This is a genomic window from Paenibacillus sp. GCM10012306 (genome assembly GCF_042649265.1).
In the GTDB taxonomy this organism is placed as follows: Bacteria; Bacillota; Bacilli; order Paenibacillales; family Paenibacillaceae; genus Paenibacillus_AQ.
On sequence record NZ_JBHRYW010000003.1, the window covers coordinates 678,277 to 693,950 of the forward strand.

Here is a 15,674-nt window from a genome sequence, read left to right on the forward strand (position 1 = left end):
AAGTGGGCTTGAATCCACTGCATTATGTGTTAAGCTGTTCACGGCTTTTTACTCAACATGATTTGTTCAAAAAGTTTTCTAACTTCCTCAGTAGAGAAAGCTTCAGACAATACTTCATTGAACGTGGCCATCGCGCTGTCTATTTTAGACTGTCCGATATCTGTCAAAGCTGTATAGCTGCTACGGCGATCTTCATCACAAATGATTCTTTCCAAAGCACCACAACTTCGTGCCTCGAAACGACTCACAAGTCTTGATACAGCACTTTGACTCAGTCCGATCATTGATTCCAGTTGCTGTAATCGAAGTTTTTTCTCGGGCGCTTGCGATAAAAACATCAGCATATAAAAATCATTTAAAGAATAATTGTGTTTTTCCAAAAGCTTGGCCTCTAATTTATTCGCAACATTCATTTGCATTTGTGTGAAGGCTAGCCAGTTAGCGATAAGATTAGGATTAGACGTAGTAGACATCTTATACTTCCTTTCTAAAGGTAATGCTGTACACCATCTCTCCTATAATATCATAAGACTTAATGATGCACTACGCAGCATACCTCGCCCAATACACAGCAAGTGTAGCAATAAAATAGCGTAATAAATTGTTAGAGATGCAGATTCGCTTAATTAAAACCCCTAGCATATTGCTTAGGAATGTTAGTTTCCTGTTTGAGTGAATCTGCAGCAGTTAATGCCCAATATGGATTTCTCAGCATTCCTCGTCCAATGGCTACAAGGTCAGTATCTTCATTAGCAATAACTGCGTTCGCAACTGCCGGCTCATCTAATCTACCAACGGCAATAACCGGAACTTGCAAGGTTTGCTTGATCTCTCTGGCTAGTGAAATCTGATATGCGGCTTGTGTTCCTGGGGCATTAGCAGGAGATACAGGACCTTCGCCCCCGGAGCTGACATGGAAAATATCCACCCCTGCTTCTTTGTACGCTTTGCTAAATTCCACACTCTCCGGCAAATCATACCCGCCATCCGTGTATTCCTTGGCAGAGATTCGCATAATTAATGGCATACCCTCAGGCATCTCGCCTTTTACGGCAGCAATCACTTCTTTACCAAACAATGTTAAATCCTGACCGTATTCATCTGTTCTGCGATTCGTTAACGGAGAATGGAATTGATGAATGAGATAACCATGTGCACCATGCAGCTCAATGACATCCACTCCGGCCTGCACCGCACGTTTAACGCCAAGGCGGAACTTCTCCACCATTCCTTTCACTTCTTCAGTAGTTAATGCCCGTGGAGTCTTGGATTTAGCGCTAAAAGGAATAGCTGAAGGCGCAACCGGAACGGCAGCATCCTCTGCCTTACGTCCCGCATGAGCAATCTGAATACTCACCTTTGCGCCTTGCGCATGAATGGCATCGACAATTCTGGACAAGGCAGGAATTTGCTCATCATTCCAGATCCCGAGATCGTAATCAGAAATACGACCATCCGGATCTACATCTGTCATCTCTATAATGATCAATCCAGCTCCCCCAACCGCTCGGCTTACATAGTGATTGTAGTGCCATTCATTAGCAATACCATCTTTATTGACTACGGAATATTGACACATTGGAGGCATAACGACACGGTTCTTCAATTGCAAGGATTTGAATTCAAACGGGCTGAATAAATAGTTCATGTTCTCTCTCCTCTTTATATGCATATTGATCAATGATCAACTTGCTTGTAATAGTTATCAACACACCAAAATTAAATGCATGCAGATGCATATAATATATTAAATAAAAAATTCATTGTCAACTACAGCTCTAAGAAAAGAAAAAACATCGCCTCCAGGCGATGTAAATTCTTATTTTTCTCCAATTATCTGATAACACATCTCACCATTTATTTTTGGAGCTATAGCGGATTTTTAGTTATCACTATCTCTTAGGTCCTTACTCCATCTGGAAAAAAATCTGCTCTATTCAGATATACAACGTCGATTTTCTCGTGTAAGGGTCCGTTTTGTTCCGTTCTCTCTTTAAGATCGAGCCATTCCTGATCTTCCTGGAAAGCCTTAAAGTTCTGTTCACGTGAAGCCAAATCACGATGCTCAAGTACGTAGTACAACCGATTCGTGGATTCATCCGCTTCGACCCAAAACTCAGTGACCTTCATATGATGCTTGGCAAAAATTGATATCGTACCATCCCGGAATCGATCCAGTATGGATTGCATGCGACCAGGAATTACATGGTAAATCCGCAGTTCATATAGCATAAACACCATCCTCCGTTCATTTTATGAATCCAAGTATGATCTCCATCTGCAAGATGTTCTATAGCTTACCACCGGCCAGCACTTTGGCCGCCATCGACGTGAAGGATCTCACCGGTTACGAATTGTGCAGATTCCAGATATAGAATAGCATTCACAATATCTTGAGCCTCGCCCATTACACCAATAGGATGCAACTTAGCCAAGAAATCATGTGTCTCTACAGGGTGCATCGGTGTTTTGATAATCCCTGGCGCTACTGCGTTTACGCGAATGCCTTTATCGGCATACTCAATGGCAAGTGATTTCGTTGCCGCAGCCAAGCCCCCTTTGGTCAGGGCCGCAAGAACGGATGGCACACCTTTAATCGGCTGCTCAACAACCCCACTCGCCGTGATGTTAACGATGTGACCAGAACCCGTCTTCAACATCTCATTCACCGCATGCTGGGTCACGTGGAAGAATCCTGTGAGATTGACCGCCAGCTTGGATTCAAGGTCCTCCTTAGTGTAGTCTGTGAATGATTTCGATATAAAAATGCCGGCATTGTTCACCAAGGTATCGATACGTCCAAAACGGGATAATCCTTCAGCAATTAAACGTTCTGCGATTTGTGGATCTGAAATGTCGCCGATAACATAAGCGATATGCTTACCTGTTGGATCGATTTCCTTAGCGGCTGCAGCCAAGACTTGCTCACGGCGCCCGTTGATCACTACATTTGCACCTTGTTGTACCAACTCAATCGCTACTGCCTTACCGATACCGCTGCTTCCGCCTGTAACTACTGCCACTTTATCTTGAAAACTCATGTTGTTATCTCCTTTGTCTACCTTTTAATAGGTAATTGAATTTATCTGCCCACTCATAATACAATGATATCTGCTATCATGTATAATACAGAATCACGATGCCAAGTATCTATAATCAAGATACCCAAGCTAACTTTACAGGAGGACTATATGGATATTCAGTTGCTCAAAGTGTTTTTCACCACAGCTCAGGAAGGAAGCATATCCAAAGCTGCGAATAAATTAAACTTTGCCCAATCCAATGTGACGCATAAGATTCAACAGTTGGAAGCCGATTTGCAGACACAGTTATTTTACCGTCACAATCGAGGAATTACGCTTACCCCTTCCGGACAGACCCTGATAACGTATGCGGAGAAAATATTGCATGTCATTCAAGAAGCTAGGTTGGCCGTTGGAGACACTGCCGTCCCTTCGGGACAGCTTCACATCGGGTCCCTGGAAGTCACTGCTGCCGTTCGGCTACCTGCGCTGCTTACTAAATATCACGCCGAATATCCGGCGGTCGACTTTTCTTTAATCACAGGTCCAACCGAGCAGCATCTTCATGGGGTTCTTCACTATGAGTTGAACGGAGCATTCGTATCTGGTCCTGTGGAGCATCCAGAATTGGTTCAAGAAACTGTCATTGATGAAGAGATGGTTCTTGTCACCCCACTCTCCCATCCGCCCGTTCAGGCAATCCGTGACATACAGCTTAGCACGGTTCTTGTCTTTCCAAGCGGCTGCACCTATCGGTCCAAATTAAGTCAGATGCTCCAGGAAGAAGGGATCTCGCCTGAGAAGATGATGGAATTCGCATCGCTTGAAACGATCATTGGTTGTGTCAGCGCCGGCCTGGGGATTTCGCTTATGCCGCGTTCCATAGTAGCCGTGTCGGAGCAGCAAGGCCGTGTCCGCTGTCATACCATCTCTGACAAACATGCTTTGGCGCAAACCGTGTTCATTATGCGAAAGGACACTTTAATGACACCTGCATTATCAGCCTTTTTGTCGGAGATGCGGTCCCACTTCAGCTAAATTATTGGAATAGCTATTCAAGTAATGACTAGGCCCGTAAAGCAATGAGGGTCAAGCAGAACCTATACATTGCTTTGCCTGGGAAGCACAAATAAAATGCGATTTTTAGCAATACAGAACATATGTTCTGTATACGTAAAAACAGCATTTTTCGATCGTATTGGTTAAAAGCGTCCATAAATGTCGTAAATAAGTCGTAACACCTATAAAGCATCGACCTGGGCATCCAAATAGAGTCAGTTTTTAAGCCAAAAAATGCGATATTCACCGATAAAGAACATATGTTCGGTTTGTAGAATAGATTGCAGCATAACATCCGATCTCCAGAATGGTATGCAATCAGCCATTTCAGCGCCTCTCCTTCTCAGGTCAGGTTATGTCTTGCTACGCCGAAACCATGAGATTAGCATTAGTATCATGGGCAACACGAACATTAATGATAAATAGATCGGATTATGCGGAACGACTTTCTCGACAACGGCAATATGTTCAAGTGCATTTGGAGCCATCGTGATACCTACCAGGAACACAATGATGACGACAGGTATTATGAAAACACGATAGTTTGAAGCATACGTGAGTTGTTGAATGCACCGGACCGCTGCAAACAAGTAAATATAGGTCTTCAGGAATGCCATAAAGCAAAAATACAAGACGCCTGTCGCATCAAGCTGCGTAATGAAATCCGCTACAGATATTACTTGGATTAAGGCATACATCGGGTATGTTGCACGCTTGAAAATCTCTTCTCCGAATACGGAAACGGCCAAAGCATCTGTGAAAGCAATGAAGCTACCAGCCAGGAATGTCGAGATTAGCATTGTCCTTCCGACTTTCCCCTTGGGCTGAACGGAAGTCCAGATTGTTGCCAGCGCGAGAGACTCCCCGTAGGATTGAATGATCCCCAGCGGCCATACCACTTTCCATACTCTGCCCCACCCTTGATCAAGCAATGGCAACAGATTATTGGTGTGCACTACTCCAGAGCTAAAAATCAAGATAACTTCCACTGCATAGATAATGCCTAGAATCGGCAGCATCAGCTCGGCAAGTCTCCCCATTACACGCAGCCCTAAAAACAGACTATACGTGAGGACCAGCATAAAGACGACTAAAATCGCCCAGGATGGCGTACGCGGCAAAATGGTCGAGGGCACCAAATTGTTGATATCCGCGAGGATTCTTCCCGCAATATACAAGAATAAAAGCGGATGCAGCCAAGCCAAAGGTGTGCCCAGTAAGGTGCCAAATTGCTTCGGATAGCATTCAATATAGGTCAGCCCCGGGTTTAATTTTGTGATATAAACATACATAAGGACGACGCCTGCCCCTAAAATCGTGGAGATCAGAACAGCTAGCCAGGAATCTTGTCCTGCGCCTGCAGCGAAACCAAATATGATGGTCGTCCCAATTTGATAAATAATCGAAATGGCCAACAATTGGTGCCGTGAGATGGTATTCATAGCGTCGTCCCTATTCCTTTGTTAAATTTGTTCCGGACTATTTCTCTTTTTTCTCTTCATCCCATAACATGGAGTCATTCACACGTCCGGTACCGACAATTTCAAACTGCACGTTCGTATGAAATTCTACATTTGGGAATACCTCTTGCCAACGTTTGGAATAATTCTCATTCCATGCTTTTTTGTTAGCTCTATGCAAGTAAGTTCCAAAGCCAATAACATCCGATTTGTATTTCTTTTTTAACTGATCTAAAGTAGACATTACCCTGTTCTCAGCCTCTCGCTCCAGCGCCTGTTGAGCTTTTTTTAAACTTTCCGTCTCAGTGAAGCTAAGTTTGGTTGTATTTTCAAATAACTCACCAGACATCTGAAGGTTGATATTAAAGCTTATCTTCTCACCTTGAATGATGGGCTTTATCTTTGTTTTGATCTTGTAGAGCTGAGCACTGATTTTACCGGATATCTTCTCTGTTGAAGTCTTTTCATCAGGTAGCGTGGCGGTTAGTACAGCAGCATTTTTTGCTTTACTTTGAAGCCATAATAAGGTCTCTGCCTCTCGCCGTTTCATCCATCCGATCAGCTTATCATTGTTAAAAATGCCTACGCCAACCACACCAAATCCTGACTGATCGCTTTGAGATTGACTGCTTTTGGAATTGCTTAAGGGTACTATTTGAATTTGTGTGCTCATGGGCTCGATCCCTTTTTCAAGCAGGCAAAAAATAAAACCCCGAATCGTGGCGCTATCCATAAACAAGGCTTTCTCTTCTTCCCGGATCTCCTCGGCTGCAAAGATTTCAAAATTAGGGCGAGCCATTAATACATCTTTCGCCTCTCCTTTAGTCGTCAATAAATAGTTCGTCCCCCGCGCTTCCCGGTGCCTGGAGAAGAATTCGAGCACAGGTGTGATCCCCGCGCGGGCGAATTTATCGCCTACGATAACCACCCGATTATGAGAGAAAATAATAATACGTGACATCTTCTTCTGAAGGGTCTGATACGCATCCAGAATAGATTCTCCCGTCCCGGAGACGATGAGCGTTGCACTTTCGCCAGAGCCTCCTTTTTCACTGATCCCCTTGGTCATCTTAACCTTCAAAATCTGCAAACTTAACTCCAGCCTATCATCCTCAGCAAGATCTATTGCAGTTCCCGTGACGATCGCCACGTCATTTAATTCCACTCTGCTCCAACAGCCCGTCAGTGATACAAGTATTATAAGACTAACTAACAGAAGCATCAGTTTTCTCATCAAGACCTCAAACCCTTTTGTGACATAATATTTTTGTTGTCTTTGACGAAAATGGGTTTAGAACCGGCGTTTAACACCTGCTTTATTTTAACGAGACGAGTGTTTAAACCTACGGAGCCTGTTGGCACGAATAACGACATCTTTAATGCCGTTGAAGCGTAAAGGCGCCAATGGCGCCATGTACGGATGACCGAAAGACTGGAGACTCAGCATATGAAGCAGGAGCATGATAAACAGCATTAAGATACCATAGAGTCCCAGCGTTGCTGCGGCAACCATCATGGGGAAACGAAGCAAGCGGAAGGAAAGCCCTAATTGAAAGCTTGGAAAGATAAATGAAGCAATACCGGTCATCGACACAATAATAACTAGTGGTGAAGACACAATACCGGCCGCTACAGCAGCTTGACCAATTACTAATGCTCCTACGATACTTACAGCTTGCCCAACCGGCCTCGGAAGCCGCACCCCCGCTTCCCGCAAGGCTTCAAATGAAGCTTCCATCAGCAAGGCTTCAACAAAGGCAGGAAATGGTACAGTTTCTCGGGAAGATGCTATACTGATTAGCAGCATAGTCGGGATCATCTCGTGATGATATGTCGTCAAAGCAATGTACAGCGAAGGCAATAACAGTGATGAGACAACGGCCAATAGACGCAATAATCGGATAAACGAAGCAACGAGGTATCTCTGATAGTAATCCTCGGGAGATTGTAACAGTTGAAAAAAAGTACCGGGAACAATGATTACAAACGGCGTATTGTCAATCATGATCCCGACCTTGCCTTCGAGCAGATTGCCGACCACCTTATCCGGCCGTTCTGTAATCACCACTTGCGGGAAGGGCGATAACGAATGATCCTCGATCAGTTCTTCTACATATCCGCTTTCCAGAATCGCATTAATGCGAATACTACCGATTCTTTTTTTCACTTCGGCAATTAAGTCATCCTTCGCCACGCCTTCCAGATAAGTAATTGCTATATTTGTATTGGATAATTTGCCGAGCACAACCATCTCCATTTTGAGCTGTGCCGTCTTTAGCCTTCTGCGAATGAGACTGATATTGGTACTCAGATCTTCTTGAAAGCCTTCTCTCGGACCCCGGATTACCGCTTCGGTAGCGGGTTCTTCAATCGCCCTTTTCTCCCAGCCTTTCGCATTCATAATCAGAACCTGAGTCCACCCGTCCAATAGTAAAGCCAGATCCCCAGATAAAATATGTCCAACGACTTCTTGAAAATCCTTCGCCCAGCATACTTGAGAAATGAAGCTCAGCTTAGACTGAATCGTATGCTTAATATCATCCGTTAACCTAACGATATCCCCGGTAATACTGGACTCCATGAACTGTCTCATGATATCCAAATCGATGTTTTTGGTATCAACCATTCCGTTTAAGTAAATAAGTGAACCTTTTTGCCCAACATTGATCTCAAAAGGACGATATTGAATATCCGCACATTTATTAAAAACAGCTTGAAATTGCTCGAGGTTCTCATTCAAGTTACTGCCTAGGCTGTAGCTGGGGGTAGCCGTGTCATGTTGCAGGTTGGGTGCCATTACAATTCATTCCTTTTTTGAACAGCTAATTTTTGTTAATATAACCAACCTACTTTTTTAATATACAAACAACTAGTTGTCTAGCGATGGTTAGGAACACAACATTTGGGGAGCCGGGAGTAAGAGGGGAATCAGAATATTGGCTTCGCTCAGCGTTACACATTCTCCAGCAACTGTTGGATTTGCTTCACTTCATGGCTGAATTTTGTAGCAAGCCTTGTTTTGCCCAGATTGGATTTTACGATTTTTTGGATTCGTTTATCCGTTGACACAGCAAATTTGGCCAATAGCGCGAAACCAGCATCAGGGGCCCTTTCTACAAACAGGCTGACCGCATACTCCAACCCTTTGGATAATACCCGGTAATCCTCTGCTGCGTAGTTCACTTCGACGACAGTAATCTCATCCAATATTTGTTCCGATAATTGTAAGGCGTACTGTACGTGGGAGGGGTCTTTAAGTAGAGGTGGGTGGGCCAATGTCGCGACAAACGCGCGTTTCTCCAGTGGATTGGCTCGGGGAGCGATTGAATCAAACAAGGATTGAATGACATTAAATTCTCGTTCCCCTATCCGTTGGAGCGCCATCGCTGCAGCTTCGCGCATTCGCCATCTGTCATCATTCATAGCCGCTTGGCACTTTTCGAGGATGATCTGCTTTCTTGGAAGCTCTGCATAATCGAAGTAAGCCCCCATCGCCTGCAGCCCACAAAAAGGTAAAAACTCACCGGGATTATTGGTAGGCGCATTAGCAGCGGTTGTGTTGACCCACTTCAAGATAAGATTCCAAGCCTCGCTCGTGACCTCACTAGATTCAAAAGCAGCCGCAAAGACAGCAGCAGTTCCCAGATTTGCACGCGGTCCTGGCAAATTGGATTCGCTTAACAATACAGTTTCTAGCTCTGCGAATTGGTTGGCATCCTGGAGATCATCATAGAATCTATTTCTTAGCACTTTGCCGTTCATAGTACCCCTCCTTCATTTGGTAAAGCCTATTTTGTCCAAGTTATGGGTACTATTTTATAGGATTAATATGGATATAAAAGGAAGTTTGTCATAAAGAAACAGCTATCCCTGAAGTATAATTACATAGCCGGGATAGCTGTTAATATTTGAATACATCATAATGATTCGATAGCCATTATCATGTAAAATATAGGCAAATACTGTAATCCATTTCGTAGTGAAAGGTTGGTGTACTAAATTAATGAAGAGAATTCGATTTATTTTTTCTCTGATGGTCTTGCTTATTGCTATTCCTACTGTTCCTGTATCGGCTGGATCAGTTTCTAATAACACCCTAAACTCAAATATACTTATAAGACTTAATCAATTTTATGTGGTCTTTACTTCTCCAATAGCGCCTTATATGGATAAAAACAATCGAATAATGGTTCCTTTGCGTAGTCTTTCAAATTTATTATCAGCAGATGTAACTTACAACCCAGAGAGCAAAACAGCAGTGATTTCGAGAAAAAATCTTCTGAACGCTACTGAAAAATTCTACACTATAAAAATGGCCGTAAGCGAAAAACGTGTTGAAATTAATGGTGTTCGTTCAGAAATGGATACAACACCCACTTTATACAAAGGGAGTATGTTTGTTCCTTTATGTATAATTACAACCGCTTTTCACATTAATACTGAATGGGATCAAATTAACAGCATAATGAAGCTAAATGTTGATCCCGCTTATTTGCCATCTGAAGTTGTTAGTGATGAATTGCATTTTCTATCTGATAAAATGAACGAAGATCTCAGGCCAATAAAATCCTCAGCTATCACAAATACGAATCCCTATGGTACACATTTAACTAATGTTCGATTAACTGCCGTAAATGAGGGGACCTCGGCTGTTTTGAGCAACAAGCTATACTTCCTCTTTTATATAAAAGAGGATTCTCATTTTCATCAAGTGGAAGTTGTTAACCCATCGTTGATTCAGCCTGGAGGGACACTAACGCTAGAAACAGGAGATGCAATTCTATCCGACTCACTTCAATATGTTCTTGTTGGTGTCTATAACTATTGATTAAATGCCCTACAAGAAGAACTAAACAAGTGTCTTCTTGTAGGGCATTTCTATTTTCAGTTGAGAGCGAGAAATTGACTCCCTCAATCACTGAGTCGGTATCGAAGCACACTTCACTAAAAGAGCCAACTTCCGAGTATTATTATCCAGTTTACAATCGACAGCCCCCGCCATCCACCATCAACGTTTGACCCGTAATATAATTGGAATCATTGCTGGCAAAGAAAACAACGGCGCGTCCAATATCAGTCTCTACATCCCCTACTCTTCGCATCGGGATCTTGGATAACGTTTCTTCAAAATGCTCCGGCATATGCTGCGCCCACTGCTGAACACCTGGAGAATTAGCGAATGGACAGATTACATTGACTTTGATGCCATACGGTCCAAATTCATTAGCTACAACACGGGACAATCCCCGTACTGCTTCTTTGGATGCTGCATAAGCAGCCTGGTTCAGGTCTCCATTAATTCCCGCTCCAGAAGCAAAGTTAATGATGTGACCCTGAGTTTCCTTTAGATAAGGAAAGGCTTGCTGCATGAGAAAGAACGTGGGAAAGAATCCGGTTTTGAACGGCAACTCCAGGTCAGCCGGAGTGAGCTCCATGAAAGGTTTCACACGAGATGCTTGGGCATTGTTAACGAGGATATCCAGTTGTCCAAATGCATCGATCGTCCGACTGACAATTTTCGAATGCGTACTGAAATCAGCCAGATCGGCATGAATGAAAATAGACTCCGGCCCAATCTGCCTCAGATCCTCAATTGCTAGATTGCCTACCCCCTCGTTGTAGTCCACGATTACAACCTTTGCCCCTTCTTTTACAAAAGCTTTGGCAATTCCATTCCCTACGCCTGACGCCCCACCCGTAATGATCGCTACCTTATTCTCTAGTTTTCTCATATTATCACCTCAGATTTTTTTGTTGTTGCTTGATGCATAGACAAAGTATAGTGATAACCATTGACTATAAAAAGAGCAGATAATTTGTCGATTAACAAGTGTAACGGTATAATTTCATAATAAGCCTACAGAACCAGCATATAAGGAGAGCATATTATGGAGCTTCAGCAGCTTAAATACTTTGTCGAGGTAGCCAATCAATTACATTTTGGGCGTGCGGCCGAACGGTTACATGCTTCTCAGCAGTCTGTCAGCCATCAGATCGCGCAATTGGAAAGTGAGCTTGGCGTTCAACTCTTTAAACGCACTACGCGTAAGGTCGAGCTGACACAGTCTGGGGAAGCCCTGCTTGAGCAGGTTCATCTCGTCTTCAAGCATTTGCAGCGGGGGATTGACGAAGCCATACGGGCAGAGCACGGCCGCAGAGGCCGGCTTACGATTGGTTACTTTGGCATTATGCTCTACAGCATTTTACCAAGCGTCGTTCGACTGTACCGGGAACGTTATCCAGAGGTTGAAATTGTTATGCAGGAGCTACCCTCCCACCTATTGGAGGAGAAGCTGCTACAAGGAGAAATTGATGTCGGTTTCTCAGTGTATCTCAACGATAAGCATAGCGAGCTGAGTATGAATTGGCTTCCATTTTCAACAGAGTCTATCGTCTTTGCCCTGCCCAAGCATCATCCCTTAGCCACAAAAAAAGAGCTTTCCCTAGCGGATCTGGAAAAAGAGCCCTTCGTCATGCTGAACCGGAACGATTCACCGGTGTTGTTCGATATTTTCGTCCTCATTTGCCGTCAGACCGGCTTCAGTCCAAATATAGTACAGGAAGCTGCAAGCGATCAGGCCGTGATCGGGTTAGTAGCCGCTGGTGTGGGTACTGCTCTGGTGCTGGGCTGTATGAGCAGGCTGTTCGAAAATGATATTACCTACGTTCCAATGGCACAATCGATGTTTAACATTCAGCTCGCGATTTGTTGGCTTCACAACAACGAGACGGCACAGGTAGAACAATTCGCAGAAGTCGTAAGAAGCTTTATCCCTTGAATGCTGATCATAGAAAAGCAAACAAAAAAGAATCCCGCCGATTCTACGAATGGCTGGGATTCTTTCTTATGCTACAATCATTATCGTAACCGCTGCTTCTTATCCATTGGATTGAATCTCCTCCGGCGCCTTCGTCCGTTTAACAAAAAGACCTAGCACGAGTGCAACAAGGCAGAGGTAAAAAGCAATCTGAAAGGCACCTTGCATGCCTGATACCAACCCCTTCATTGCCTCCTCAAGTCCAGTTGGATTAGCCGAAGATTCCAAATACCGCTTGGTTCCATTCGAGAAAATACTAATGAACAGCGCTGTTCCGATGGCGCCTGACACCTGCTGTAGTGTGTTCATAATCGCTGTTCCGTGCGGATACAGATTTCTTGGCAGCTGATTCAAACCCGTCGTCTGCGCCGGCATCATAATCATCGAAATACCGATCATCAGAATGACATGCAGCGCGATTAATGTTCCTTTGGATGTTTCTAGATCCATTCCTGTAATAAGAAAGAGTGAAATCGCCGTGATGATGAGACCGGGTATGATGAGTACCTTCGGACCAAACTTATCAAAGAGTTTACCCGAGACAGGCGACATAATTCCGTTGACGATACCGCCTGGCATGAGTGTCAGCCCCGCGGCGAATGCTGTCATTAACAAAACCTTTTGCATATAAAGCGGCAATATGATCGTTGTCGAGAATAAGGTCATCGTCATCACAAGCATGAGCACCGTCGTAAGCGCGAACATCGGATATTTGAACACCCGCATGTCCATCATCGGCTCCTTAACAACCAATTGGCGCCAGACGAATAGTAAAATGGATACTCCGCCTGCAGCAATGGTCCAGATCACCTCATGCTCCGACCATGAGACCTCTCCCGCCTTGCTGAAGCCGTACACAATCCCGCCAAAGCCTATGGTGGACAGCAGAATAGACAGAAAATCTACTTTCGGTTTGGTAATATCCGATACATTCTTTAAATACATGAAGCCAAAAACAAGCGATACCACAACTAGCGGAATAACCAGGAAAAATAACCAATGCCAAGACAAAGAATCAATAATGAGTCCGGATAAAGTAGGACCGATGGCTGGACCAAACATGAGTACCAGTCCTATCATCCCCATAGCCGCTCCCCGATTATCCGACGGATAAATAATCAGGATCGTATTCATCATCACCGGAATTAAGAGCCCTGTACCCGCAGCCTGCACAATTCGCCCAATGAGGAGAAGTTCAAAGGAACCGGAGAATCCGCAGATTATAGTGCCGACCAGAAAAAGCATCATGGCAGATAAGAACATCTGGCGCGTGCTAAACCATTGCTGCAGCAATGCCGTTACGGGCACCAATATACCGATCACCAACATATAGACCGTAGACAGCCACTGAATGGTCGAGGTTTCTACATTGAACTGCTTCATTAAATCCGGAAAAGCGATGCCGATTAGCGTCTCATTCAAAATCGCTACAAAAGCACCGATGATCAGAGCCGTAATGATCGGTCCACGTTTAATCGTACTTAAATCTACTTTGGATGATATGTTGCTTCCTGTGATCATCTTTTTGCCCCTTTACATTGTATTTGTTGGATTACATACAAATTATAAGGAGTGTTATTAACTTGAAAAAGAATGTATATTTTGTTGATTAACAATTTAAATTGTATAATCGAAAGAAACTGCTCACCTGATTTCCGTAAAAATGTACATCGCCGCACTAAAAAAGCCGCGATATACGCGGCTTTAAGCTCATTCTCTTTTACACCTTATCAAAGCTCAATTACCTTAGTCGCAATATTGTTGCAGAACTCACTATCATGCTCTACAAAAAGAATAGTCGGTGCATATTCTTGCAACAGCTCTTCAATCTGCATCCGGGAAATCACATCAATAAAGTTCAGCGGCTCGTCCCAAATATGCAAATGGACCTTCTCACACAGACTTTTGGCAATCAGGACTTTTTTCTTCTGGCCACCGCTGTAATCCTCGATGTTTTTTTCAAATTGCACTCTGGAGAAATCCAGCTTTCTTAGAATCGCTTTGAACAGACTCTCATCGATGTCATTCCGCCTCGCATAATCTGTCAAATTACCCTCTAGATGTGAAGTGTCCTGGGATACATAGGAGATCTTAAGCTGACTTCCTTTTCTGAACGTACCAGTATAATCAAGCTCTTCCCCGCAAATCAATTTGATAATGCTCGATTTACCGGAACCGTTCTTCCCTGAAAGCGCGATCCGCTCGCCTTGCTCAATGGTAAAACTGACATCCTCACAAACTGTCTTCTCACCATATTGGATCGAAACTCCAATCAGCTCAGCAAGCTGGTTTTTGTGATAGGATAGCTGTGAGATCTTCAGATTCTCGGAGCTTTCAACATTTTTGAGCAGATTGGAACGATCGTCAATGGCCGCCTGCTGTCTTTGCTCAATGCCTTTAGAACGTTTCATCATTTTGGCCGCCTTATGGCCCACGTATCCTTTGTCTAATTTGGAGCCGGAATTCCGGGTACCATTTTTCGATTTTTCCACTTTATCCGACCAGTCACTAGTTCGTTTAGCTGCTTCTGACAAACGCCGGATATCTTTCCGCAGATGCTCGTTCTCAGCCAGCTCCGATTGATCCTGACGCTGTTTGTTTTCCCACCAATCCGAGAAATTCCCTTTTTGAATCTCTATGTTGGTCTTGTTAATGGAGAGGATATGATCCACACAGTGATCCAGAAAAGACCGGTCGTGCGACACGAGGATAAAACCGCTTTTGCCGTTCAGATAGCGGCTAACCAGCCGTCTTGCCTTCATGTCCAGGTGGTTGGTCGGCTCGTCGATGAGTAGGAAGCTATCCTCTTTCAGGAATAAAGCAGCCAGCAACACCTTGGTTTGTTCCCCGTTTGATAAGGAATTGAAGGGCCGGTACAACACATCCTCAGACACTTCCAGCAATGACAGCTCACGCATCAACTCCCAATGCTGATAATCCGGGTAGATCTCCTCTACGACATCTATCGTATGGTACTCCTTGTGCTCAACGTGAAACGGAAAATAATCAAAGCTGACTTTAGCAGAAATATGTCCGCTGTATTCGTATTTACCGAGTAAGAGGTTCATAAAGGTGGTCTTCCCTCTGCCGTTTCTGCCCGTAAATCCTAACTTCCAATTGGTATCGAGCTGAAAGCTTACATTCTCAAATATATTATCGTAGCTGCCCTCATGGGCAAACGTGAGGTTCGTAACATTAATTAATGACATACAACCATCTCCTTGTGTAAAAAAAAATAAGAGCTACAAGAAAGTTACTTTCTCGTAGCTCAAATAAACACAACAAATCTAACCCCTTGAGGGCATAGATAAGAA

Annotated in this window: 14 protein-coding genes; 3 read left to right on the forward strand and 11 right to left on the reverse strand. The window is 43.9% G+C overall.

Annotation, left to right across the window (positions count from 1 at the left end; genetic code table 11):
- Positions 1-38 precede the first annotated feature (38 nt).
- The 4 genes from ACFORK_RS10515 to ACFORK_RS10530 form a co-directional block, all read right to left on the reverse strand.
- On the reverse strand, positions 39-473 hold the full coding sequence (locus tag ACFORK_RS10515; RefSeq protein WP_379198393.1) for a MarR family winged helix-turn-helix transcriptional regulator: 435 nt from the start codon (positions 471-473) through the stop codon (positions 39-41).
- A gap of 149 nt (positions 474-622) precedes the next feature.
- Positions 623-1,648: an NADH:flavin oxidoreductase/NADH oxidase gene (locus ACFORK_RS10520; protein WP_379198395.1), complete on the reverse strand. Its 1,026-nt coding sequence runs from the start codon at positions 1,646-1,648 to the stop codon at positions 623-625.
- Between the two features lie 251 nt (positions 1,649-1,899).
- Positions 1,900-2,232, reverse strand: coding sequence for an NIPSNAP family protein (locus ACFORK_RS10525; RefSeq protein ID WP_379198397.1), 333 nt, complete (start codon positions 2,230-2,232; stop codon positions 1,900-1,902).
- Positions 2,233-2,297: 65 nt separating this feature from the next.
- Complete coding sequence (locus tag ACFORK_RS10530; RefSeq protein WP_379198399.1) at positions 2,298-3,041, reverse strand: SDR family NAD(P)-dependent oxidoreductase; 744 nt, start codon at positions 3,039-3,041, stop codon at positions 2,298-2,300.
- A gap of 150 nt (positions 3,042-3,191) precedes the next feature.
- On the opposite strand from ACFORK_RS10530, the gene ACFORK_RS10535 reads away from it, so the two are divergent.
- A complete protein-coding gene (locus ACFORK_RS10535) occupies positions 3,192-4,061 on the forward strand; it encodes a LysR family transcriptional regulator (protein ID WP_379198401.1) in 870 nt (289 codons plus the stop codon).
- A gap of 374 nt (positions 4,062-4,435) precedes the next feature.
- On the opposite strand, the gene ACFORK_RS10540 is transcribed toward ACFORK_RS10535, so the two are convergent.
- The 4 genes from ACFORK_RS10540 to ACFORK_RS10555 all read right to left on the reverse strand — a co-directional run bounded on the left by ACFORK_RS10540 (position 4,436) and on the right by ACFORK_RS10555 (position 9,304).
- Entirely contained in the window at positions 4,436-5,524 is a 1,089-nt protein-coding gene (locus tag ACFORK_RS10540; protein ID WP_379198403.1) for a GerAB/ArcD/ProY family transporter, read from the reverse strand.
- Between the two features lie 37 nt (positions 5,525-5,561).
- Positions 5,562-6,776 (reverse strand): Ger(x)C family spore germination protein, encoded by a 1,215-nt coding sequence (locus tag ACFORK_RS10545; RefSeq protein ID WP_379198610.1) that lies wholly within the window; start codon positions 6,774-6,776, stop codon positions 5,562-5,564.
- Positions 6,777-6,863: 87 nt separating this feature from the next.
- Positions 6,864-8,339 (reverse strand): spore germination protein, encoded by a 1,476-nt coding sequence (locus ACFORK_RS10550; RefSeq protein ID WP_379198405.1) that lies wholly within the window; start codon positions 8,337-8,339, stop codon positions 6,864-6,866.
- A gap of 155 nt (positions 8,340-8,494) precedes the next feature.
- A complete protein-coding gene (locus ACFORK_RS10555) occupies positions 8,495-9,304 on the reverse strand; it encodes a hypothetical protein (RefSeq protein ID WP_379198407.1) in 810 nt (269 codons plus the stop codon).
- Between the two features lie 271 nt (positions 9,305-9,575).
- Here ACFORK_RS10555 and ACFORK_RS10560 point away from each other — a divergent pair, with 271 nt between their 5' ends.
- Positions 9,576-10,370, forward strand: coding sequence for a copper amine oxidase N-terminal domain-containing protein (locus ACFORK_RS10560; protein ID WP_379198409.1), 795 nt, complete (start codon positions 9,576-9,578; stop codon positions 10,368-10,370).
- 151 nt (positions 10,371-10,521) lie between these two features.
- Here the strand turns inward: ACFORK_RS10560 and ACFORK_RS10565 are convergent, their stop codons facing one another.
- Positions 10,522-11,274 (reverse strand): SDR family NAD(P)-dependent oxidoreductase, encoded by a 753-nt coding sequence (locus ACFORK_RS10565; RefSeq protein ID WP_379198411.1) that lies wholly within the window; start codon positions 11,272-11,274, stop codon positions 10,522-10,524.
- A 156-nt stretch (positions 11,275-11,430) separates the two neighbouring features.
- On the opposite strand from ACFORK_RS10565, the gene ACFORK_RS10570 reads away from it, so the two are divergent.
- On the forward strand, positions 11,431-12,321 hold the full coding sequence (locus tag ACFORK_RS10570) for a LysR family transcriptional regulator (protein WP_379198413.1): 891 nt from the start codon (positions 11,431-11,433) through the stop codon (positions 12,319-12,321).
- Positions 12,322-12,420: 99 nt separating this feature from the next.
- Here ACFORK_RS10570 and ACFORK_RS10575 read toward each other — a convergent pair whose 3' ends face one another.
- Positions 12,421-13,881, reverse strand: coding sequence for a DHA2 family efflux MFS transporter permease subunit (locus ACFORK_RS10575; protein ID WP_379198415.1), 1,461 nt, complete (start codon positions 13,879-13,881; stop codon positions 12,421-12,423).
- 209 nt (positions 13,882-14,090) lie between these two features.
- Entirely contained in the window at positions 14,091-15,569 is a 1,479-nt protein-coding gene (locus tag ACFORK_RS10580) for an Lsa family ABC-F type ribosomal protection protein (RefSeq protein ID WP_379198417.1), read from the reverse strand.
- Positions 15,570-15,674 lie beyond the last annotated feature (105 nt).

What these genes read in the sequence shown, in the direction of transcription:
- ACFORK_RS10515 (WP_379198393.1), bottom strand. Translation starts at nt 473, where the DNA reads ATGTCTACTACGTCTAATCCTAATCTTATCGCTAACTGGCTAGCCTTC.
- ACFORK_RS10565 (WP_379198411.1), bottom strand. Translation starts at nt 11,274, where the DNA reads ATGAGAAAACTAGAGAATAAGGTAGCGATCATTACGGGTGGGGCGTCA.
- ACFORK_RS10530 (WP_379198399.1), bottom strand. Translation starts at nt 3,041, where the DNA reads ATGAGTTTTCAAGATAAAGTGGCAGTAGTTACAGGCGGAAGCAGCGGT.
- ACFORK_RS10535 (WP_379198401.1), top strand. Translation starts at nt 3,192, where the DNA reads ATGGATATTCAGTTGCTCAAAGTGTTTTTCACCACAGCTCAGGAAGGA.
- ACFORK_RS10580 (WP_379198417.1), bottom strand. Translation starts at nt 15,569, where the DNA reads ATGTCATTAATTAATGTTACGAACCTCACGTTTGCCCATGAGGGCAGC.
- ACFORK_RS10575 (WP_379198415.1), bottom strand. Translation starts at nt 13,881, where the DNA reads ATGATCACAGGAAGCAACATATCATCCAAAGTAGATTTAAGTACGATT.
- ACFORK_RS10520 (WP_379198395.1), bottom strand. Translation starts at nt 1,648, where the DNA reads ATGAACTATTTATTCAGCCCGTTTGAATTCAAATCCTTGCAATTGAAG.
- ACFORK_RS10570 (WP_379198413.1), top strand. Translation starts at nt 11,431, where the DNA reads ATGGAGCTTCAGCAGCTTAAATACTTTGTCGAGGTAGCCAATCAATTA.
- ACFORK_RS10550 (WP_379198405.1), bottom strand. Translation starts at nt 8,339, where the DNA reads ATGGCACCCAACCTGCAACATGACACGGCTACCCCCAGCTACAGCCTA.
- ACFORK_RS10560 (WP_379198409.1), top strand. Translation starts at nt 9,576, where the DNA reads ATGGTCTTGCTTATTGCTATTCCTACTGTTCCTGTATCGGCTGGATCA.
- ACFORK_RS10545 (WP_379198610.1), bottom strand. Translation starts at nt 6,776, where the DNA reads ATGAGAAAACTGATGCTTCTGTTAGTTAGTCTTATAATACTTGTATCA.
- ACFORK_RS10555 (WP_379198407.1), bottom strand. Translation starts at nt 9,304, where the DNA reads ATGAACGGCAAAGTGCTAAGAAATAGATTCTATGATGATCTCCAGGAT.
- ACFORK_RS10525 (WP_379198397.1), bottom strand. Translation starts at nt 2,232, where the DNA reads ATGCTATATGAACTGCGGATTTACCATGTAATTCCTGGTCGCATGCAA.
- ACFORK_RS10540 (WP_379198403.1), bottom strand. Translation starts at nt 5,524, where the DNA reads ATGAATACCATCTCACGGCACCAATTGTTGGCCATTTCGATTATTTAT.